Source organism: Pseudomonas sp. Kh14, assembly GCF_900291005.1.
GTDB lineage: Bacteria > Pseudomonadota > Gammaproteobacteria > Pseudomonadales > Pseudomonadaceae > Aquipseudomonas > Aquipseudomonas alloputida.
In genome coordinates, this window is the sequence record NZ_OLKJ01000037.1 from 72809 (window position 1) to 92929 (window position 20121).

The window sequence follows — 20121 nt, forward strand, 5'->3', positions numbered from 1 at the left end:
CTTTGCCGGCCCCTTCGCGGGTAAACCCGCTCCTACAGGATTTCCCGCGGCCCTGAAGGTTGTGCACACCTGTAGGAGCGGGTTTACCCGCGAAAGGCCCGGCACAACCTGTAGGAGCGGGTTTACCCGCGAAAGGACCGGCACTGCCTGTAGAGATCTTCATCAAGGACTACCATGAACCACCGCACCGCCCTCGGCGCCCTGCACATTGGCGCGCTGTTCTTCGGCCTTACCGGCGTCTTCGGCAAACTGGCCACCAGTGCCAGCCCGGCGATCATCGTCTTCGGTCGCGCTGCCTTCGCCGTACTCGCCCTGGCCCTGTTCGCCAGCCTGGCCGGTCCGGGCTGGCAACGCCTGAGCAGCCAGGATGCGCGCCGCCTGCTGCTCGGTGGTGTGCTGCTGGCCGGCCACTGGGTCAGCTTCTTCATCGCCGTCAAAGTGGGCGGCGTAGCCATCGCCACCCTCGGCTTCGCCAGCTTCCCGGCCTTTACGGTGATCCTCGAAAGCCTGCTGTTCCGCGAGCGTATCCACCGTAACGAAGCCGTCTTGGTCGTGCTGGTCAGCATCGGCCTGATACTGGTCACACCGGCATTCGACCTGGCCAGCGAAGCCACCGGCGGCCTGCTCTGGGCACTGCTCTCGGGCCTGCTGTTCTCGCTGCTGTCACTGACCAACCGGGCCGGCTCCGGCCGTTTGCCTGCGGTACAGGCCGCTCTTTGGCAAAACCTGGTGGTGGGCCTGTGCCTGCTGCCGTTCGCAGCGCCCGGCCTGACCGACGTTGCGGCCCCGGACTGGCTGTGGATCGCCCTGCTCGGCATCTTCTGCACGGGTGTGGCGCACAGCCTGTTCGTCGCCAGCCTGGCGGTGATCAAGGCGCGCACCGCCGCCGTCGTGTTCGGCATGGAGCCGGTCTACGGCATTGCCGTGGCCTGGGCAGTGTTCGCCGAAACCCCGACCGTGCGCATGCTGCTGGGCGGCGCGCTGATCATCTTCGCCATCGTACTGTCCAGCCGCCTGGCTGCCGAGCAGCCGCCCAGGCAGCGGCCACTGACCGAGGGCGCCTGATCAGCGGTCGTTGTGACCAAGATCACGCTGCGGGTCGACCTGGTCGCGCACCCGCTGCTTCAGTACCTTCGCTTCGGGGAAACCACCGTCGGCCTTGCGCTCCCAGATCTGCACACCATTGCAGGTGATGCGGAAGATACCCCCAGTACCCGGCTCCAGCGCTACCCGGCCAAGGTCGTCGGAAAAGGTGCTGAGCAGTTCCTGTGCCAGCCAGGCAGCACGCAGCAGCCACTGGCACTGGGTGCAATAGGTGATGACGATTTCCGGCTTGTGATCAGCCATGGTGAAACATCTCCAGGTAAGGGGCCGCTTATACTAGCGGTCTTTAGCCCACGGTTTGAGACTCACGATGCGCCGTTTGCTGTTCTGTTTTCTGCTCGTCCTTACCTCGCTTACGGCAATCGCTGCGGAACCCGCCAGGCCCAAGGTTGGCCTGGTGTTGTCTGGCGGTGCGGCCCGTGGCCTGGCCCACATCGGCGTACTCAAGGCGCTGGAGGAACAGGGTGTGCGCATCGACGCCATCGCCGGCACCAGCATGGGCGCGGTGGTCGGCGGCCTGTATGCCTCGGGCTACAGTGTCGAAGAACTGGAAAAACTTGCGACCACCCTTGACTGGCAACAGGCACTCTCCGACGCCCCGCCGCGCAAGGATGTGCCGTTCCGGCGCAAGCAGGATGACCGTGACTTTCTGGTCAAGCAGAAGCTCAGCTTTCGCGACGACGGCAGCCTGGGCCTGCCGCTGGGTGTGATCCAGGGCCAGAACTTGTCACTGCTGCTGGAAAGCAAACTGGCGCATACCGCCGACACCCGCGACTTCGACAAGCTGCCCATCCCCTTCCGCGCGGTGGCTACCGACATCGCCAGTGGCGAAAAAGTCGTATTCCGCCGTGGTCACCTGCCCCAGGTAATCCGCGCCAGCATGTCGATCCCCGCGGTGTTCGCCCCGGTCGAACTGGACGGCCGCCTGCTGGTGGACGGCGGGATGGTCGACAACATCCCGGTGGATGTGGCCCGCGAAATGGGCGTGGACCTGGCCATCGTGGTCGACATCGGCACCCCGCTGCGCGATCGCAAGCAATTACTGACGGTGGTCGACGTGCTGAATCAGTCGATCACTTTGATGACCCGGCGCAACTCCGAAGAACAACTGGCCAGCCTGCACCGCGACGACATCCTCATCCAGCCATCGCTGACTGCCTTCGGCGTGACAGATTTCGGCCGTGCCCGCGACATGATCGACGCCGGTTACCGCGCCACTCGCCTGCTTGACCCGCGCCTGGCCGCCCTGCGCCAGCTCGAGGGCGACGCCAGCCTGGCCGTGGCCCGCTCGCCGCGCCAGCGCACGCCGGTAATCACCGCAATCCGGATCGAAAACGACTCCAAGGTCAGCGATGATGTGATCCGCTCGTACATCCGCCAGCCGATCGACGCGCCGCTGGAACTGGACCGCCTGCAGACCGACATGGGTACGCTGTATGGCCTGGACTATTTCGACAGGGTGCAGTACCGCGTGGTGCACAAGGGCAACGACAATACCTTGGTGATCAACGCCCGCGGCCGACGCGGCGGCACCGACTACCTGCGCCTGGGCCTGAACCTGTCCGATGACCTGCGCGGCGACAGCGCATTCAACCTGGGCGCCAGCTACCGGGTCAACGGCATCAACAGCCTTGGCGCCGAATGGCTGACCCGCGGCCAGATCGGTGACCAGCAAGCGCTGTACAGTGAGTTCTACCAACCCCTGGATGTGGGCTCACGCTACTTCATCGCGCCATACCTGGACCTGGGCTCTCAGAACATCGAAGCCACCCTGGACAACGACCCCGTCGCCGAGTATCGCCTGGAGCGCTACGGTTTTGGCCTGAACGTAGGCCGGCAGATCGGCAACAGCGGTGAAGTGCGTCTGGGCGTGGGCAAGGCCTGGGGCGAGACCGAGGTGCGCATCGGCGACCAGGATCTGCCCAAAGTCAGTTTCAACGAAGGTTTCTACGAGCTGAAGTACTCGTTCGACACCCTCGATAACGTGTACTTCCCGCACCATGGCGAGGACATCGGCCTGACCCTGCGCAAATACGACAAGTCGCTGGACTCCGACCAGGATTACCGGCAGTGGCTGTTCACCCTGGACAAGGCCATCAGCAGCGGGCCGAACACGTTCGTGCTGGGTGGGAGCTACGGGCGCACGCTGGACGATACCGAAGTGGTGACGTCGAGCTTCGTGATGGGCGGGGCGCGACAGCTGTCAGGCTTCCGCGAGGACTCGGTATCGGGGCAGAACGCGAGCCTGGTGCGCATGGTCTATTACCGCCGGCTGACGCCGCGGGCCTATGTGCCGCTGGACTTCCCGCTGTACATCGGCGGCTCGCTGGAGCGTGGTCGGGCGTGGAACAACGACAACGAATTCGACAGTGGGTACATCAATGCGGCGAGCATCTTCCTGGGGCTGGATACGCCTCTAGGGCCGCTGAACTTCAGCTACGGCGCCAACAGTGCGCATGAGCAAGCGGTGTACCTGAACCTTGGGCACACCTTCTGAGGCTTGCACTGCACCTGCATCGATGGGTGAGCTCAGGACTTTTCGAGGTTGGCCAGGATCTTGGCATGCACGCGCATACAGACCTGCAAGTCCGCCTCGTCCACGCCGGTAAACAGCTCTACCCGCAGCTGGTTGGCGATGGTCTCGATCTGATCGATCAACGGCTTGGCCGGCGGGCACAGCACAATCTTCTTCGCCCGCCGATCCTCCAGCACCGCCTGCCGGCGCACCAGCCCTTGCGCTTCCAGGCTGTCAAGCAGACGCGCCAGGGTCGGGCCTTCGACGCCTACGCTCTGGGCCAGCTCACGCTGTGTCGGGGCTTCTTCGAAGCGCGCCAGGTGCAGCAACACCAGCCAGCGCGCCTGGGACAGGTTGAGCCCGGCCAGGCGGCGGTCCAGCTCGGCACGCCAACCTCGGGACATCTGAGCCAATTGCATGCCAAAGCGGTGTTGGTTGTCGTTCAGGGGCATAAGGAACTCATTGGAGTAGATCTAATTATTAGGCAGCTAACCATGCCCTGCCCCACGAGGCAAGGCTCGGCCATGGTTACGCGTTCGATAATCGTCAAAAAGCATGACAAAGGTCAGCAGATGGCGCTTCTGCCTTCGATCCTGCATGCGTTTACAATTCGAATTCCGCCGCCAGCGCTGCGCGCACGCAATAGAGTACGCCCTCCGGCACCCGCGCCCCGAATTGCGGCGCAATGGCCGACACCGGTGGCAGCTCACCCTCACCATCAAGAAAGGCGTCCTGCACCTCCATCATCAGGTCTTCCGGCAGGTCGATGGCCTGGTCCAGACTCAGTTCCTGGCGGCCCAGCGCCTCGGCCAGCAGGCTATACACGTTCTTCTCGCTGCAATTGAGCTGCCCGGCGATCTGCGCCGGGGTCATGCCGGCACGGGCCAGGCTGACCAGTTCGTGGCGCAGGTCGAGCACCACTTTCGGTGCCTCGTCGGTGCCACCGCTGTTGTTCAGCACTTCGAGGAACGCCTGGCCGTAGCGCTCCAGCTTGCGCGCCCCCACACCGCTGACCTGGGCCATGTCGCTGAGGCTGACCGGCTGGCTGCGCAGCATCTCCAGCAGTGTCGAGTCGGGGAAGATGACGTAGGGCGGCACACTGTGTTCTTCGGCCAGCTTGCGGCGCAGGGTACGCAGCGCTTCCCACAGATCGCGCTCTTCGGCACGCACCAGCTGGCTGGCCGGGCTGCCGCCGCTGGACGACGAGGTTTTGGCCGTGGTCTGCGGTTTGAGGTCACGGCGCAGTTGCAAGGTCACCTCGCCGCGCAGCAGCGGCCGGCAGCTGTCGGACAGGCGCAGTCCGCCGTAGCCTTCCAGGTCGATATCGACCAGCCCGCGCGCCACCAACTGACGGAACAGCGAGCGCCACTCCACCTCGGCCAAGCCTTTGCCAACGCCGAATACCGACAGCTTCTCGTGGCCGAAATTGCGCACCTTCTCGGTGTCCTTGCCCAACAGCACATCGACCAGGTGGCCAACACCATAGCGCTGGCCGGTGCGGAACACCGCCGACAGCGCCTGGCGGGCCGGCTCGGTGGCGTCCCAGGTCTGGATGTTGTCGACACAGTTGTCGCAGTGCCCGCACGGTTGTTCGAGGGTTTCGTCGAAGTAGGCCAGCAGCGTCTGGCGGCGGCAGCGCGTTTCTTCGCACAGCGCCAGCATGGCTTCCAGCTTGTGCTGCTCGATGCGCTTGTGGCGCTCGTCGCCTTCGGAGTTCTGCAGCATCTGCTTGAGCATCACCATGTCCTGCAGCCCGTAGGCCATCCAGGCATCGGAGGGCAGGCCGTCACGGCCGGCCCGGCCGGTTTCCTGGTAGTAGGCTTCAAGCGATTTGGGCAGGTCGAGGTGAGCAACGAAACGCACGTTGGGCTTGTCGATACCCATGCCGAAAGCAATGGTAGCGACCATGATCAGCCCTTCCTCGTTGAGAAAGCGGTGCTGGTTGGCCGCACGTGTCTCGGCGGCCAGGCCGGCGTGATACGGCAGCGCAGGGAAACCCTGACTGCAGAGGAAGGCGGCGGTTTCGTCGACCTTCTTGCGCGACAGGCAGTAGACGATGCCTGCGTTGCCACGACGTTCGCCGAGGAAGGCCATCAACTGCTTGCGCGGTGCCTCCTTGGGCACGATGCGGTAGAAGATGTTGGGCCGGTCGAAACTCGACAGGAAGCGCTCGGCGCCTTGCAGGTGCAGGCGCTGAACGATCTCCTCGCGGGTTCGCATGTCGGCTGTAGCGGTAAGCGCAATGCGCGGTACATGCGGAAACAGTTCGGCCAGCTGGCCCAGCTGCAGGTACTCTGGGCGGAAATCGTGCCCCCATTGCGATACACAGTGGGCCTCGTCAATAGCGAACAGCGAGATGTCCAGATCGCGCAGGAAGTCGAGCATGCGCGGCTGCACCAGGCGTTCCGGCGCAAGATACAGCATCTTGACTTCACCACGGCGCAAGCGCCCGGCCAGTTCACGCTGCTGCTCCGCCGTCAGGGTAGAGTTCAGGGCGGCCGCAGATACACCCAGCTCGTCAAGGGTGGCGACCTGGTCGTCCATCAGCGCGATCAGTGGCGATACCACCACCGTCAGGCCCGGGCGCAGCAGCCCCGGCACCTGGAAACACAGCGATTTGCCGCCACCGGTGGGCATCAGTACCAAGGCATCGCCGCCATTGGCCACGCATTCGATGATCGCTGCCTGGCGCCCACGGAAACTGTCGTAGCCGAAGATGTCCTTGAGAACGCGCTGAGCCTGTTCGAGCATGTGCAACTCCAAATCGCCGTACCATCCTGGATAAAGGCTGGACGAAAAACCCGCCCCGCACACGCCAAATGCGTAAGCGGTTTTTGCCAGGCAGCCGTTAAAACCTGCCCCTGGATGAAAAATCGCGGAGTATACCGCAGCACCGTGCTGCACATGCACCGCGGCGATAGACGTTCCCTTTGCCCCGCTGCCGCTGCAAGGTGCTAGAATTCGTTATCGTTTATTCCCCAAGGTAGCCCTGTAATGTCCTTCGCCGAGCAACTGACCCGCCTGCAAGCCTTCCTCGACGCCGACGAGCTGCACGAAGAAGCGCTGGACTATGTCGCCGCACACGGCTACCTCACCGCTCTTTCGATCAACGCCGAGGACGTGCCCGAGCGCGAATGGATCGACGCCCTGTTCGCCGAGGAGCCGCACTACGCCAGCGAAGCCCAGCGCACCGAGATCGAAGCCACCCTGGTGGCGCTCAAGGCGCACATTGCCCGCCAGCTGGCCAGCGACGAAGAATTCGACCTGCCCTGCGACCTCGACCTGACCGATGAGCCGGACGATTCCGACCTGCGCGGCTGGTGCATCGGCTTCATGGAAGGCGTGTTCCTGCGGGAAGAGGCGTGGTTCGAGAACGCCGAGGAAGAAGTCAGCGAGATGCTGCTGCCGATCATGGTGGGTTCGGGCTTGTTCGACGAGCAACCAGAGTTCGCCGATATCGCCAGCAACGCCAACCTGCAGGATGACATGATCGTGCAAATCCCCGAGGCATTGAGCGCATTGTTCCTGCTGCTGCACGCCCCTGACGAAAAACCGGCGCTGCTCAAGCCACGCCACCACTGAGCAACCTGTGCGCTACCTGCTGCTGGCCACTGGCTGGCTCAGCGTCGCGCTGGGGGTGCTGGGGATATTTTTGCCGGTATTGCCCACCACCCCATTCCTGCTTTTGGCGGCGGCCTGCTTTGCCCGCAGCTCGCCGCGCTTCCATCACTGGCTGGTCCATCATCCCAAGCTGGGGCCATGGATCCGTGACTACCTCAGTGGTGAAGGCATCCCCCTCAAGGGCAAGGTCTACGCCATCGGCCTGATGTGGGCCAGCATTGGCCTGTCGTGCTATCTGGTGCCGCTATTCTGGGCGCGCACCTTCATGTTGACCAGTGCCGTATTGGTCACCCTGTACATTCTCAGCCTGAAGACCCTGCACAAGCCAAGGTGACAATATTTTGTCGCCAAATATCGCTTTCGCCTAATCAACAACCTATTTATCCAAATTAGTTCTGGAACTACGCATAGCCCTTGTATCCATTGGTTTTCAAGGCACTTCTTGCGTTCATTTCGTGCGCTGGAATGCACACTTATTAGACAACAAAGATCTTATATGGCAATTTGATATGAATAAATCTTCTTATCTATCGCGTTGAATGTACTTAGCTGTGTTGTTAAAAACCTGCAACACTATACGCGATAAGTTTATCGTCATTTTTTTGGCGAACAGCAGGATCAATTCCAGGATCAGGGAGATGTACCATGCGCGTTTTGAACCCCATCACCAGTGCTTTACTGTTGGCCCTGGCGAGTGCCAACGTACAGGCGATGTCGATTACCGAGGCTGTCCAAAGCGCCGTGGACTACCACCCACAAGTCAGCTCCAACCGTAACAGCAAGCTGTCGGCCGATGAAGACGTGAAGTTCGCGCGTGGTGGCTACTACCCTTCCGTGGACCTGGTTGCCGGTTACGGCCGCCAGCGCTCGGACAACGCCACTACCCGCGCCGAGGGAAACCACAACAAGGAAACCCTCAACTACACCCAGTCCGAACTGCGCCTGCGGCAGATGATCTTCGACGGCTTCAACACCTCGAATGAAGTAGGCCGCACCGAGGCGGTCTCTACCTCCCGCGCCTATTACACTCAGGCCGTTGCCCAGGATGTCGCCCTGCGTGCAGTCGAGGTCTACCTGGAAGTGCTCAAACGCCGTGAACTGGTGACCCTGGCCAAGAACAACCTGCAAGCTCACCTGCGCGTCAACGACCAGATTGGCCTGCGCAACGAGCGCGGCGTCGGCAGCACCGCCGACCTCGACCAGTCCCGCGCCCGTCGTGCCCTGGCGGAAAACAACCTGGACACCGCCGAAGTCGACCTGGCCGATGCCGAGGCCAACTTCTTCAGCGTGATCGGTCGCGCCCCGGACGAGCTGGAAAGCCCGCAGAGCATCAAGGGCGAGGTGCCAGGCACCCTCGACGAAGCCCGCGATGGCATGCGTCAGAACAACCCGTACATCAAGTCTGCCCAGGCTGACGTCAACGCCGCCGAGAAGCAGTACGAAGTGGGCAAGTCGACCTTCTACCCACGCTTCGACGCCATTCTGGCAACCGGAGCCAACAACAACACCGGCGGCGAGAAAGGCCACAACAACAACGACTGGCAAGCTGGCGTGGAGATGAACTACAACCTGTTCCGCGGTGGCAGCGACAAGGCTCGCCTGCAGTCCGACGCGCACAAGATCAACCAGGCACTGGACATTCGCAACAACGCCCTGCGTGAGTTGACCGAGAACCTGAGCCTGGCGTGGAACGCCATGAACAACGCCAGCAAGCAGCTGCCGACCGCGCGTGAATACGCCGAGACCACCAAGCGTGTGCGTGCGGCCTACCAGGACCAGTTCGGCCTGGGCCAGCGCACCCTGCTGGACGTACTCGACAGTGAGAACGAGCTGTACAACGCCGACCGCCGCTACACCGAGGTGCGTTACACCGAAGAGTTCTCGCGCTACCGCGTACTGGCGACCATGGGTGAATTGCTGAGCAAACAGCATATTTCGTTGCCACCAGAGGCGCTGGCGACCACCGAAGTCCGCACCGAGGCGCGGCTGCCTGAGATGCGTTGAGCGGGTTTTAGGTAGCGGGGCTGCTTTGTGTTGCGAATGGTGCAAAGCAGCCCTCAACCCTCATTCGCGGCCATGATTACGCTGAAAAGTCTCTACGCCCATAGCCCTGATCTGCCCCTCGATCAACGCCTCGAACGGCGCCAGCAGTGCATCGAAGCAGGCCGGTTGTTCCAGCGTATTCAATGCCCCGACCACAGCCTCGATCGTCGACAATGCTCCCGCCTCCGGCGCTTTGCGCAACCGATAGCGTGAAGGGGCCACCTGCCCCAGCGTCACCCGTGGCAGCCCCCCAAGCAACGGGTTCAGGTACAGCAGCTTGCGCGCCTTGCGCCAGGTGCCGTCGGGCACGATCAGCAGCAAAGGTTTGTCGCCCGCCTCGCCATAGGCTGTCAGCACCTGGGCGTCATCCCCCGGGAACAGCAGCACCGGCTGGTATTCAGGGGTGGCGAGCAGGTCATGCAGGTCATCGAACACCTCTCCAATCCGCAGCTCGGCATTGTTCAGGCCAAGGGCAGCCAGGCGCGCCGTGTTCAGGGCATGGGCAGTTTCACTGGGGTGCTGCAGCAGGATCACACGGGTGCGGCTGTCGAGCGTGGGGATCAGTGGGCATAGGCAATGGTCGAACGGGCGCTGGCAGCGCTCGCAGCGGGGTCTGGGCATGGCGGTCTCCTTGGCGGGGACAGTTTGCCACATAACCGGGGCCCGCTTTGCGGGCCATTCGCTCCTGTAGGAGCGGGCTTGCCCGCGAACACGGGCGAAGCCCGTGCCTGCCTCCGCGTGGCCTGCTTCGCGGCCCCAGCGATTTCAGCGGTTGAACCTTTCCGCCAGGCTGTGCAGGTACTCCGCCATGCGCTCGAGGTCCTGGCTGATTTCCGCGCCTTGCCTGGCTTGCCCGGCACTCTGGTCGCACAGTTGGGCAATCCTCACGATCTGCTGGTTGATGTCTTCAGCCACATGGCTCTGCTGCTCCGATGCCGTGGCCATCTGCTGGCTCATGCCGGTGATGCGGCTGACCGCCACGGCAATCCCGCTCAGCGCCGCCTGCACCGCCTCGACACTGTGCACACTGTCCCGGGAAATCTGCTCGCCCCGGCTGGCAGTGCTCACCGCTCGCTCCGCCCCGGCCCTCAACGAGGCAATGATATGGTGGATCTCTTCGGTCGACGCGCGGGTACGCTGCGCCAAAGACCGCACTTCATCAGCCACCACGGCGAACCCACGCCCTTGCTCACCGGCGCGCGCTGCTTCAATGGCAGCGTTAAGCGCCAGCAGGTTGGTCTGCTCGGCAATCGAAGTGATCACGTCGACCACACTACCAATCGACTGGGTCTGCTCGGCCAAGGCGTTGACTGCCTGACCAATGTCATTGACCGCATCACTCATGCTGCCCATGGCTTGCAGGCTCTTCAGGGCCAGCTCGCTGCCCTGCTGCGCCAGCTGGTCGGCATCACCTGCCGCGTGCGCCGTGCTTTGCACGTTGTGGGTGACCTGCTGGATGGTAGCCGCCATCTGCGCGATAGCCGTGGGGGACTGGTCGGTCTCGCTGCGCTGGCGGTCGAGCATCTGCGCCTGCGCATCGGACAGGTCAGAGGATTGCGCAGCCCGCGATTTTACCCCGACCCCGGCATCCACCAGTCGGGTCAGGGCCGTTTGCAGACGGGCTTCTTCGCTGATGATGGCCAGATCGAGCTGGCCCCGCAGGCCCGGGTTGTCGCTGTAGGTCAGCGCCACCAGCGGGCTGGTGAAGGCCTTGGGGTGCTCGGCCAGCGTGCGGCGGACGGCCTGGTTCTGCCGGTGCTCGACCAGGTACCAGGCCAGCAGCAGGCTCGCCATCAGCACCCCAAGCGCCGCGTAAGGCGGCAACCACAGGTAACCCGCCGCCGACAGCAGGCCGGCGCCGATCAGCGGCCAGCCATGGCCCAGGCCGTGCCCCAGACGAGCAGCCCAGGGCACCGGGCTGCGGCCATCGCGCAAGCGCGCATACAGTGCCTCGGCACGGCGGATCTGCTCACGGGTGGGCACCGAGCGCACCGACTCGTAGCCACTGATCCGCCCCTGTTCGTATATCGCCGTGACGTAGGCGCTTACCCAGTAGTAATCGCCGTTCTTCGCCCGGTTCTTGACGATGCCCATCCAGGGTTTGCCCTGCTTGATGGTTTCCCACATATGGCCAAACACCGCCGGCGGCATGTCCGGGTGGCGCACTAGGTTGTGCGGTTGACCGATCAGTTCGTCGTAGGTAAACCCGCTGATCGCCACAAAGGCGTCGTTGCAGTAGGTGATGCGGCTGTTGAGGTCAGTCGTGGAAATCAGGCGTTGATCGCCGGAGAAGGTTCTTTCGTGCTCAGTGACGGGCAAATTCATGCGCATCTTGGGCGATCCTTGCAGGATGAAATAAGGGGAAATCATCAGCGCAAGTTGATATGTAGCAGAGCGCTATCAGGTTAGCGGCCAGCGTTTACCGGAATTTAACCCCCTCCCGACGGAATGCATGAATGCGTCGCATCTCAGCCCACGTTGAGCTGGCTTTTCAACAGGTCACGGAAGGTCTGGATCAACGGTTCGCGGCTGCGCCCGCGGCGAATGATCAGCGAGAACGGGGCCTGGTAACCAAAGGTCGACGGCGACAGTACGCGCAAGTCACCTTTGTCGACCCAGGCTTGGGCGTAGTGCTCGGGCAAGTAGCCAATATAGGCCCCGGAAAGGATCAGGATCAGCTGCGCCTCCATACTTTCAACTGTCGCAGCACTGTGCTTGAAGCCATGCCGGGCCAGTTCGGCCTGGCTCCAATAACCACGGCCGACCATGCGCTGCTGGGTCACCACCTGCTCGGGAATGCGCCGCTCGGCATACAACGGGTGGCGGCTGCTGCAGTACAGCCAATGCTGCTCGCGGTACAACGGCTGGTAGAGCAGACCGCTCATCCGCGAAGAAAACGCGCCTATGGCCAGGTCCAGGCGGTTGTCCTGCACACCCAGTTGCAGCTCGTAGGGGCTGGACACCGACAGGTGCAGGTGCACCGCCGGGTGCTCCTGGCTGTAGGCGCCGATGGCTTCGGCCAGCGGCAAGGCGCGGTCACCGACTGTGGAGTCGATCACCCCAAGGTTGAGGGTGCCACGCAATTCACCCTTGAGGGCGGCGGCATACTGCTCGAAACCGTCCAGCTCGGCCAGCAGGCGCAGGGTTTCCTGATGGAACAGCTCGCCCTTGCTGGTCAGGCTGAAGCCACCCCGCCCCCGGTGGCACAGCACGATACCCAAGGCGCCCTCCAGCTGGCTCATGTAGGTACTGATGGCCGAGGTCGACAGGTTCAGCTCGCGCTGGGCGTTGGCAAAGCCCTGGTGGCGCACCACGCTGATGAAGATGCGCAGCAGTTTCAGGTCGGGCAAGGTCGAGGCCATGGTGCAACGGTTCCACAAAGGGTATGTGCGCGCAGTCTAACTGCTCCACCCGGCTTTAGTTCAGAAAATCCTGAACTAAGTATTTGTCGGTAGCGATTCTTCCCCGGCACTCCCTTGAGCAGACTTGGCCGAAATGTCCCTACCCGCCGGCAAAACCCACGTGAATGGCGCGCGGCGGCACAGGTTCGAACAAACACAACAATCGACCGACTGATGAGGCCCACCGTGGACAAGACTCTCCACCAACCACTGGGCGGCAACGAAATGCCGCGTTTCGGCGGCATCGCCACCATGCTCCGCCTCCCCCACCTGCAAAGCGCCGAAGGCCTGGATGCTGCCTTCATTGGCGTACCGCTGGATATCGGTACCTCGCTACGCTCCGGCACCCGCTTCGGCCCGCGGCAGATCCGCGCCGAATCGGTGATGATCCGCCCGTACAACATGGCGACCGGTGCAGCCCCGTTCGACTCGCTGTCGGTAGCCGATATCGGTGATGTGGCAATCAACACCTTCAATCTGCTGGACGCCGTGCGCATCATCGAAGAAGCGTATGACGAGATCGTCGAGCACAACGTCATCCCCATGACCCTGGGTGGCGATCACACCATCACCCTGCCGATCCTGCGTGCGCTGCACAAGAAGCACGGCAAGATCGGCCTGGTGCACATCGATGCCCACGCCGACGTCAACGACCACATGTTCGGCGAGAAGATCGCCCACGGCACCACCTTCCGCCGCGCAGTGGAAGAAGGCCTGCTCGATTGTGACCGTGTGGTGCAGATCGGCCTGCGCGCCCAGGGCTACACAGCCGATGACTTCAACTGGAGCCGTCGCCAAGGCTTCCGCGTGGTCCAGGCCGAAGAGTGCTGGCATAAGTCGCTGGAGCCACTGATGGCCGAAGTGCGGGAAAAAGTCGGCGGCGGCCCGGTTTACCTGTCGTTCGACATCGATGGCATCGACCCGGCCTGGGCGCCCGGTACCGGTACCCCGGAAATCGGCGGCTTGACCACCATCCAGGCGATGGAGATCATTCGCGGCTGCCACGGCCTGGACCTGATCGGCTGTGACCTTGTCGAAGTCTCCCCGCCTTACGACACCACCGGCAACACCTCGCTGCTCGGTGCCAACCTGCTGTTCGAGATGCTCTGCGTGCTACCGGGCGTGGTGCGTCGTTAATACCGCTACACCCCGGCAGGAGCCATCAGGGAGGGCCACTGAGGCCCGCCAACACACGACAAGACCGCCGGGCGCGGTGAACCCGCCCGCATGGTCGATCTCGCCATAATAAAGATAATCGGGAGACCCCCAATGGCCTTGGACATCATTGTTGTAATGATCTACACCGCCGGCATGCTCGGGCTTGGCTGGTATGGCATGCGGCGCGCGAAAACCCATGAAGACTACCTGGTGGCCGGGCGCAATCTCGGCCCGGTGCTGTACATGGGCACCATGGCCACCACCGTGCTCGGTGGTGCTTCCACCGTCGGCACCGTGCGCCTGGGCTACGTCCACGGCATTTCCGGTTTCTGGCTGTGCGCAGCCCTGGGCCTGGGCATCATCGCCATCAACCTGTTCCTCGCCAAACCGCTGCTGCGCCTGCGCATCTTCACCGTGACCCAGGTACTGGAACAGCGCTACAACCCGACCGCACGCCAGGCCAGCGCCGTCATCATGCTGGCTTACGCGCTGATGATCGGTGTCACCTCGACCCTGGCCATGGCCACCGTCCTGCAGGTGCTGCTGGACCTGCCGTTCTGGGCTTCACTGATGCTCGGCGGCGGTGTGGTAGTGCTGTACTCCACCATTGGCGGCATGTGGTCGCTGACACTGACCGATATCGTCCAGTTCGTGATCAAGACCGTCGGCCTGATGTTCATCCTGCTGCCGGTGTGCCTGTACAAGGCCGGTGGCTGGGACACCCTGGTGGCCAAATTGCCAGCGGCCAGCTTCCAGCTGACTACCATTGGCTGGGACACCATCATCACTTACTTCCTGATCTACTTCTTCGGCATCCTCATCGGCCAGGACATCTGGCAGCGGGTGTTCACCGCCCGTGACGAAAAGGTCTGTCAGCGTGCCGGTACCACCGCTGGTGTGTACTGCGTGCTGTATGGCCTGGCCTGTGCTGCGATCGGCATGGCTGCGCATGTGCTGATGCCCGACCTGGCCAACCCGAACAACGCCTTTGCCGAGATGATCAAGACCACCCTGCCCGATGGCATCCGTGGCCTGCTGATGGCAGCAGCGCTGGCGGCCATGATGTCCACCGCCAGCGCCGGTCTGCTGGCTGCCTCGACCACCGTGACCGAAGACCTGCTGCCCAAGTTGCGTGGTGGCAAGCAGTCGAGCCTGGGTACCAGCCGCCTGTTCACCCTGCTCACCGGCCTGGTGGTGCTGGGCATCGCGCTGGTGGTAAATGATGTGATCAACGCCCTGACCCTGGCTTATAACCTGCTGGTCGGCGGTATGCTGATCCCGCTGATCGGGGCGATCTTCTGGAAGCGTGCGACCACCGCAGGCGCGATTGCCAGCATGTCGCTGGGCTTTGCTACCGCCCTGCTGTTCATGTTCCTGGACGGGCTGGAGGCCAATACGCCGATCTACTACAGCCTGGCAGTAGGGCTGGTGAGCTTTGTGGGGGTGAGCCTGGCGTCACGCAAGTCGGTGGCAGCGGTAAAGCTGGCCTGACTGCTGTACCGGCCCTTTCGCTTGTAGGAGCGGGCTTGCCCGCGAAAGGGCCGGCACAGGCAATAGACAATCAGCAGACACAAAAAGGCCGCTGCACCCAACCGGGTGAAGCGGCCTTTGTCGTTAATCAGCGCCGACGCGGTTGACGTTTGCGCTGCTCTTCATCAGTCGGGATCGGCACCGGCTGCAAGGGTGGTGGAATCAGCCCCAAGGCGACAGCAAGGTCATGGAGCCAGTTTGACAGTGGTTTATTCATAATGCCCCCTTGACGGGTCAGCCTCACGGCAAATCAATCCTGCGATGTTTCATACAGATCATAGCCCGATGTCCTGTATTACGCATGCCTCTGTTCCTACAGATAAGGGCGATTTTGACGCGGATCAAGCCGTGGCGGCGCATTCCGACGACTGGTTAATCGTTTCGCTTTGTTGCAGGTCGATCCATGCCTGCAGATTAGCCCCACGCATACCCTGGCGCCACATCAGCCAGGTGACCGCCTGATCGAAAGGTGCCTGCAGCGGGTGCACCCTCACCCGATCACGTCCAGGCAGGCTGTCGAGCATCGACTGGGCCATCATTGCCACACCCGCACCCGCGATCACACAGGCCAGCATGCTCTGGTACGACTCGATCTCCATCACACGCCCCATCGGCGTATGGGCATGGGCATACCAGGCCTCCAGGCGCATGCGGTACGAGCAGCCCTGGCGGAAGGTGAACACCGCCTTGCCCGCCACGTCCTTGGCTGTGAAGACCGCCGGGTGCTCAGGGCTGGTGATCAGTACCAGTTGCTCATCGCACAGCGGCACGCCATCCAGCCCGGCAAGGCTCGGTGGCCCGTCCACAAGAGCAGCATCCAGGGTGTGGTTCAACAGCCCTTCAAGCAACTCGCCGCTGGGTGCTGCACGCACTTGCAGGTTCACCTGCGGGTAAGCCTGATGATAGCGCGCCAGCAACGCCGGCAGGTGGGTCGCCGCCGTGCTGTACATGGTCCCCAGCACGAAGTCCCCAGCCGGCTGACCGCCACGCACGGCGCCCAGCGCTTCGTCGCGCAAGGCGGACATACGGTTGGCATAGTCCAGCAGCACCTTGCCTGCTGGCGACAGTTGCAGCCGCTGGCGTTCGCGCAGGAACAGTTCGACGCCCAGCTGCTCCTCGAGTTGGCGCAGGCGCGTGGAAAGGTTTGATGGCACTCGATGCAGACGCTCTGCGGCGCGGGTAACCGAACCTTCCTCGGCCACGGCCTGGAAGATACGCAGTTGGCTGAATTCCACAGCATTCTCCAAAACAGAACAACTTGATCATCATTATTCAATTTTATTGAAAAACAAAGCACCTTAACCTGCCATCTATCGCTTACCTGCGCAGGAGACCTGTCATGTCGCCACTCATTCAACTGCTCGCCAGCGCCGTGGCGCTGATGATGGCCATGGGCATCGGCCGTTTCGCCCTCACCCCGCAACTGCCGCAACTGATTGCCGAAGGCCAGTTCGACCTGACAGTCGCCGGGCTGGTCGCGGCGGCCAATTACCTGGGCTATTTCGTGGGTGCGGTGGACGCCATGTTCGCCCGCTCGCCAGGCCAGGTACGGCTGCGCCTGCATGGGGGGCTGTGGCTGTGTGTGCTGCTGACCCTGGCCTCCTGGGCTGCCAACGGCTTCTGGGGGCACCTGCTGCTGCGCTTTGGCACAGGCGTAGCCAGCGCCTGGGTGCTGGTGATGATCACCAGCCTCAGCCAGCAAGTAGCCACTGCGCACAACCGCCAACGCCTGGGAGCGCTGGTATTCGCCGGGCCCGGCCTCGGTATCGCCGTGACCGGGCTACTGGCACTGGTTGCGCATGTGCTGGGGCTTGGCTCGGCAGCCCTGTGGCTGATCTATGCCATGGCTGCGCTGGTGATGCTGCTGGCCGTGCGGCCGTGGTTGCCACGGGCATTGCAAGCGGCACCGACTCAGTCGCCAGTACGGCAAGGCCCGACGCGCAATGTCGGCACTGGCCGCCTGGGGTTGGTGTATGGCCTGTATGGCATGGGCTACATCCTGCCGGCCACCTTTCTGTCACAGATGGCCAATCAGCAGTTTCGCGGACAGTGGCTGGCGGACCTGTTCTGGCCGGCGTTTGGCCTTGCGGCGGCGCTGGGCGTGTTGCTGGTGAGCGTGCGCCGTGGTGGCCGCACGTCAACCTGGTTGACCGCCACCCTGTGGTTGCAAGGGCTGGGTGTGGTGGCCTGCCTGATGGGTGGGGGTATCGGGCTGGCGCTGGGTGTCGCGCTGTGTGGCGGGCCGTTCCTGGCCTGCATGCAACTGGTCATGCAACGCTCGCGCGAGTTGGCGCCACAGGCCACACAGCGCAATGCCGGGCTGCTGACCGCATGCTTTGCCTTGGGGCAGTTGAGTGGGCCGCTGTTGGCGGCGCTCAGCAGCCACTACAGCGGTGGGCTGCAACCGGCATTGATGCTGGCGGCGGGCGGGTTGGTGGTGGCTGGCGGGTTGGTCCAGTTGCCGGGTGATGCACAACAAGGAAGCGCCTGTCAGGCCAAGGTTGCATCCTGAGCAGGTACAGGCAACACATCACCCTACCAACCGCCGCAATTGTTGTTTCACCCAAGGCTCGGCACTGACCAGGATCACACCCAACAACACCATCAACGCCCCCACCACGAAATTCGCACTGAGCGGCTCATCCAGCAGCAAAACGCCAAAAGTCACCCCAAACAATGGGGTAATGAAGGAAAACACCGCGAGGTTCGACGCCAGGTATTTGCGCAGCAACCAGAACCAAGTGAGGTAGCTGATGAACGACACCACAATCCCCTGGAACAATACACTGCCCATCGCCAGCGGCGTCAGCGACACCGCGCCGATCTGCCCGCTGAGCAGGGCGATCAGCAACAGCCCGGCAAAACCGACCGCCAGCTGATAGAACAGGGTCAAGGTCGCTGGCGCCTCCGACAACCGCGAGCAGCGCACCACCACCGTGGTCGCGCCCCAGGCCAGCCCGGCGATCACGCCAAAGGCATCACCCAGCAAGGTGCGGCCGTCCATGTGCTCGAACGAAGTGCCACCGGCAAAGGCCATGGCAATGCCGCCGAAGGCCAGCAGAATGCCCAGCCACTGCAGCAGCCGCAAGCGTTCACTGGGTAGCCGAAAATGCAGGCCCAAGGCGGTAAATACCGGCGCGGTATAGAGGAATACCGACATGTGCGCCGCCGAGGTCAGTTTCAGCCCTTCGGCAATGAACAGAAACTCCACCCCGAACAGCCCGCCCGCCACCAGCCCTGCGCGCCAAGTGCTGCCGACCTGCTCCCAGCCACCCCGCCAGCACAGCATCAGGGCTACCAGCACAGCGGCAATGCCATTGCGCAGTGCTGCCTGCATCACCGGCGCGATATCGACGGCGGCGGTCTTGATCAGTACCTGCTGGCAGCCCCAGATCAGGCAAAGGCCCAGCATTACCTGGAAGGCAAAGGCGTCAGGGTTCTTGCGGACCGCGCTCATAAGCGGGCCTCTGGGGTGATCGTAGGCATGGGCAAGGCTCGGCAGCGTTCAGAGGCTACCGATTATCGGGTTTTGAATGCTGCACTTGCCAGCCTTAAAACGACCTCAAGCAATCTGTGCCTTCGCAGATACCCGTTCGAACGTCGTTTCGTCCAGCGCATCCTCCTGCTCATCCAGCACCTGGCGCGGGTGCTCGAAGCCGGGGATGCTGCTGTCGATCAGGCTCATCAAGCGCGAGCCGCGTTCGGTCAGGACGAAGTTTTCGCCATTGCCGCCGTCCTCTTCAGGCCGGCATTCAATGAATCCGCGCTCAAATAGCAGCTTTTCATACTCGCATGCACGGGTTTTCAGGTGATCCACGTCACCCACCGGCTCACCCTTGGCGGCCAGTGCAGCAGCATGCTGCTCGGCATAGGGGCGGGGCGTGAAGCTGTGACCGGCGCCGTTCTGCACTTCGTGCAGCAAGCGTTCGATCAGGTCCCAGTCGTAGGCGATGCTCATGGCTACGGGCTCCTGCTGTGGACGAAAGGGGTACACAGGTTGGGACCTGCCAAGGTTGCCAAGCGTTCCAAAGCGCTTAGCGCTGGCGTTGTTGCGCTTGCATGTACTGGCGCAGCAACTGATTGATGCGGGTCTGGTAGCCGCTGCCCTGCTCCTTGAACCAGGCGAGGACATCTGAGTCCAGTCGAATGGTCACCGTCTGCTTGGCGGGAACGCGCAGCTCGGCCTGGCGGAAAAAGTCCTGGTCCAGTTCAGGGATATCTGATGTGTCGATATCCTTGTCGTCCTGTCGGGCCAGGCGGCTCCAGTCAGTTCTCGATGATTTGGTCATAGTACCTGGCCTCCCGTTTGGTGGCTTTTCTTGCAGAAATGATGCGTATCACCTCACCCCGCCTCTCCGTGTACACGACGACACCTATCAGCGCCTTTAGCCATCCTAGGCTGACCCAACGTTCTTCAGCACATTCCACATCCTCATCACGCCGGATCAACATGGGATGGTTGAACATGTCAGGAACGTCGGCAAAGTCGATGCCGTGCTTGCGGATATTGCTCTGGTTTTTCCCTTCGTCCCATTCAAAGAACATGGGACGACCTGTATTTACAGCTGTACATACAATACCCCCTCTTTTCCTTCGAGACTAGAGCGATGTAGCGTGCTGCTCAACGGCGCTGGAGGGATACGGGAGCGTTTCAGAAACGGACTACCACCACCAAAGAAATCTTCCATCGGTCGCAAGCCCTGAACTTCCCTGCACCCACAGCCCTCCACCGGGCATCACCACCGCCGG

20 protein-coding genes are annotated in these 20121 nt (G+C 62.6%); 8 read left to right on the forward strand and 12 right to left on the reverse strand.

All coding sequences use genetic code 11. The features are described from left to right. Window positions 1–174 precede the first annotated feature (174 nt). The gene (locus FQ668_RS21410; protein WP_014590081.1) at window positions 175–1065 is read left to right on the forward strand and encodes a DMT family transporter; all 891 of its coding nucleotides are present in this window, start codon (window positions 175–177) and stop codon (window positions 1063–1065) included. Here the strand turns inward: FQ668_RS21410 and FQ668_RS21415 are convergent, their stop codons facing one another. Beyond that, window positions 1066–1347, reverse strand: a complete 282-nt coding sequence (locus FQ668_RS21415) for a SelT/SelW/SelH family protein (RefSeq protein ID WP_014590080.1) — start codon at window positions 1345–1347, stop codon at window positions 1066–1068. Window positions 1348–1414: 67 nt separating this feature from the next. On the opposite strand from FQ668_RS21415, the gene FQ668_RS21420 reads away from it, so the two are divergent. After that, entirely contained in the window at window positions 1415–3601 is a 2187-nt protein-coding gene (locus FQ668_RS21420; protein WP_019437585.1) for a patatin-like phospholipase family protein, read from the forward strand. Between the two features lie 32 nt (window positions 3602–3633). Here FQ668_RS21420 and FQ668_RS21425 read toward each other — a convergent pair whose 3' ends face one another. Both FQ668_RS21425 and recQ read right to left on the reverse strand, forming a co-directional pair. Then, window positions 3634–4071 (reverse strand): MarR family transcriptional regulator, encoded by a 438-nt coding sequence (locus FQ668_RS21425; RefSeq protein ID WP_010955198.1) that lies wholly within the window; start codon window positions 4069–4071, stop codon window positions 3634–3636. A gap of 151 nt (window positions 4072–4222) precedes the next feature. Next, window positions 4223–6370: a DNA helicase RecQ gene (gene recQ, locus FQ668_RS21430; RefSeq protein WP_019437584.1), complete on the reverse strand. Its 2148-nt coding sequence runs from the start codon at window positions 6368–6370 to the stop codon at window positions 4223–4225. A gap of 243 nt (window positions 6371–6613) precedes the next feature. On the opposite strand from recQ, the gene FQ668_RS21440 reads away from it, so the two are divergent. The 3 genes from FQ668_RS21440 to FQ668_RS21450 all read left to right on the forward strand — a co-directional run bounded on the left by FQ668_RS21440 (window position 6614) and on the right by FQ668_RS21450 (window position 9244). Continuing rightward, window positions 6614–7201, forward strand: a complete 588-nt coding sequence (locus FQ668_RS21440; protein WP_010955200.1) for a YecA family protein — start codon at window positions 6614–6616, stop codon at window positions 7199–7201. A 7-nt stretch (window positions 7202–7208) separates the two neighbouring features. After that, complete coding sequence (locus FQ668_RS21445; RefSeq protein WP_014590077.1) at window positions 7209–7574, forward strand: YbaN family protein; 366 nt, start codon at window positions 7209–7211, stop codon at window positions 7572–7574. Between the two features lie 311 nt (window positions 7575–7885). Beyond that, window positions 7886–9244, forward strand: coding sequence for a TolC family outer membrane protein (locus FQ668_RS21450; protein ID WP_012051559.1), 1359 nt, complete (start codon window positions 7886–7888; stop codon window positions 9242–9244). Between the two features lie 60 nt (window positions 9245–9304). On the opposite strand, the gene FQ668_RS21455 is transcribed toward FQ668_RS21450, so the two are convergent. The 3 genes from FQ668_RS21455 to FQ668_RS21465 form a co-directional block, all read right to left on the reverse strand. After that, window positions 9305–9904 (reverse strand): tRNA-uridine aminocarboxypropyltransferase, encoded by a 600-nt coding sequence (locus tag FQ668_RS21455; protein ID WP_019437583.1) that lies wholly within the window; start codon window positions 9902–9904, stop codon window positions 9305–9307. Window positions 9905–10048: 144 nt separating this feature from the next. Further along, window positions 10049–11614, reverse strand: coding sequence for a PAS domain-containing methyl-accepting chemotaxis protein (locus tag FQ668_RS21460; RefSeq protein WP_144180645.1), 1566 nt, complete (start codon window positions 11612–11614; stop codon window positions 10049–10051). A 137-nt stretch (window positions 11615–11751) separates the two neighbouring features. Further along, window positions 11752–12645, reverse strand: a complete 894-nt coding sequence (locus FQ668_RS21465) for a LysR family transcriptional regulator (RefSeq protein ID WP_003254585.1) — start codon at window positions 12643–12645, stop codon at window positions 11752–11754. A gap of 225 nt (window positions 12646–12870) precedes the next feature. Here FQ668_RS21465 and speB point away from each other — a divergent pair, with 225 nt between their 5' ends. After that, window positions 12871–13821 (forward strand): agmatinase, encoded by a 951-nt coding sequence (gene speB, locus FQ668_RS21470; RefSeq protein ID WP_003254586.1) that lies wholly within the window; start codon window positions 12871–12873, stop codon window positions 13819–13821. 132 nt (window positions 13822–13953) lie between these two features. Then, window positions 13954–15333 (forward strand): sodium:solute symporter, encoded by a 1380-nt coding sequence (locus tag FQ668_RS21475; RefSeq protein WP_014590073.1) that lies wholly within the window; start codon window positions 13954–13956, stop codon window positions 15331–15333. Between the two features lie 127 nt (window positions 15334–15460). On the opposite strand, the gene FQ668_RS29165 is transcribed toward FQ668_RS21475, so the two are convergent. Together FQ668_RS29165 and FQ668_RS21480 are read right to left on the reverse strand one after the other, a co-directional pair. Further along, window positions 15461–15589 (reverse strand): PA1414 family protein, encoded by a 129-nt coding sequence (locus FQ668_RS29165; RefSeq protein ID WP_009683677.1) that lies wholly within the window; start codon window positions 15587–15589, stop codon window positions 15461–15463. A 124-nt stretch (window positions 15590–15713) separates the two neighbouring features. Further along, entirely contained in the window at window positions 15714–16607 is an 894-nt protein-coding gene (locus FQ668_RS21480) for a LysR family transcriptional regulator (protein ID WP_014590072.1), read from the reverse strand. Between the two features lie 104 nt (window positions 16608–16711). On the opposite strand from FQ668_RS21480, the gene FQ668_RS21485 reads away from it, so the two are divergent. Continuing rightward, window positions 16712–17884, forward strand: coding sequence for an MFS transporter (locus tag FQ668_RS21485; RefSeq protein WP_019437581.1), 1173 nt, complete (start codon window positions 16712–16714; stop codon window positions 17882–17884). 18 nt (window positions 17885–17902) lie between these two features. Here FQ668_RS21485 and FQ668_RS21490 read toward each other — a convergent pair whose 3' ends face one another. From FQ668_RS21490 to FQ668_RS21505, 4 genes are all read right to left on the reverse strand, one after another. Next, entirely contained in the window at window positions 17903–18829 is a 927-nt protein-coding gene (locus FQ668_RS21490; RefSeq protein ID WP_014590070.1) for a DMT family transporter, read from the reverse strand. Window positions 18830–18934: 105 nt separating this feature from the next. After that, window positions 18935–19330, reverse strand: coding sequence for a hypothetical protein (locus FQ668_RS21495; RefSeq protein ID WP_014590069.1), 396 nt, complete (start codon window positions 19328–19330; stop codon window positions 18935–18937). Window positions 19331–19406: 76 nt separating this feature from the next. Continuing rightward, window positions 19407–19661, reverse strand: coding sequence for a BrnA antitoxin family protein (locus FQ668_RS21500; protein ID WP_004576871.1), 255 nt, complete (start codon window positions 19659–19661; stop codon window positions 19407–19409). After that, complete coding sequence (locus FQ668_RS21505) at window positions 19639–19917, reverse strand: BrnT family toxin (RefSeq protein WP_010955211.1); 279 nt, start codon at window positions 19915–19917, stop codon at window positions 19639–19641. The genes FQ668_RS21500 and FQ668_RS21505 overlap by 23 nt, the downstream gene beginning before the upstream one ends. Between the last annotated feature and the right edge of the window lie 204 nt (window positions 19918–20121).

What these genes read in the sequence shown, in the direction of transcription:
- FQ668_RS21475 (WP_014590073.1), top strand. Translation starts at nt 13,954, where the DNA reads ATGGCCTTGGACATCATTGTTGTAATGATCTACACCGCCGGCATGCTC.
- FQ668_RS21460 (WP_144180645.1), bottom strand. Translation starts at nt 11,614, where the DNA reads ATGCGCATGAATTTGCCCGTCACTGAGCACGAAAGAACCTTCTCCGGC.
- FQ668_RS21440 (WP_010955200.1), top strand. Translation starts at nt 6,614, where the DNA reads ATGTCCTTCGCCGAGCAACTGACCCGCCTGCAAGCCTTCCTCGACGCC.
- FQ668_RS21455 (WP_019437583.1), bottom strand. Translation starts at nt 9,904, where the DNA reads ATGCCCAGACCCCGCTGCGAGCGCTGCCAGCGCCCGTTCGACCATTGC.
- FQ668_RS21495 (WP_014590069.1), bottom strand. Translation starts at nt 19,330, where the DNA reads ATGAGCATCGCCTACGACTGGGACCTGATCGAACGCTTGCTGCACGAA.
- FQ668_RS21410 (WP_014590081.1), top strand. Translation starts at nt 175, where the DNA reads ATGAACCACCGCACCGCCCTCGGCGCCCTGCACATTGGCGCGCTGTTC.
- FQ668_RS21500 (WP_004576871.1), bottom strand. Translation starts at nt 19,661, where the DNA reads ATGACCAAATCATCGAGAACTGACTGGAGCCGCCTGGCCCGACAGGAC.
- FQ668_RS21425 (WP_010955198.1), bottom strand. Translation starts at nt 4,071, where the DNA reads ATGCCCCTGAACGACAACCAACACCGCTTTGGCATGCAATTGGCTCAG.
- FQ668_RS29165 (WP_009683677.1), bottom strand. Translation starts at nt 15,589, where the DNA reads ATGAATAAACCACTGTCAAACTGGCTCCATGACCTTGCTGTCGCCTTG.
- FQ668_RS21505 (WP_010955211.1), bottom strand. Translation starts at nt 19,917, where the DNA reads ATGTTCTTTGAATGGGACGAAGGGAAAAACCAGAGCAATATCCGCAAG.
- FQ668_RS21490 (WP_014590070.1), bottom strand. Translation starts at nt 18,829, where the DNA reads ATGAGCGCGGTCCGCAAGAACCCTGACGCCTTTGCCTTCCAGGTAATG.
- FQ668_RS21415 (WP_014590080.1), bottom strand. Translation starts at nt 1,347, where the DNA reads ATGGCTGATCACAAGCCGGAAATCGTCATCACCTATTGCACCCAGTGC.
- FQ668_RS21485 (WP_019437581.1), top strand. Translation starts at nt 16,712, where the DNA reads ATGTCGCCACTCATTCAACTGCTCGCCAGCGCCGTGGCGCTGATGATG.
- FQ668_RS21450 (WP_012051559.1), top strand. Translation starts at nt 7,886, where the DNA reads ATGCGCGTTTTGAACCCCATCACCAGTGCTTTACTGTTGGCCCTGGCG.
- FQ668_RS21420 (WP_019437585.1), top strand. Translation starts at nt 1,415, where the DNA reads ATGCGCCGTTTGCTGTTCTGTTTTCTGCTCGTCCTTACCTCGCTTACG.
- recQ (WP_019437584.1), bottom strand. Translation starts at nt 6,370, where the DNA reads ATGCTCGAACAGGCTCAGCGCGTTCTCAAGGACATCTTCGGCTACGAC.
- FQ668_RS21465 (WP_003254585.1), bottom strand. Translation starts at nt 12,645, where the DNA reads ATGGCCTCGACCTTGCCCGACCTGAAACTGCTGCGCATCTTCATCAGC.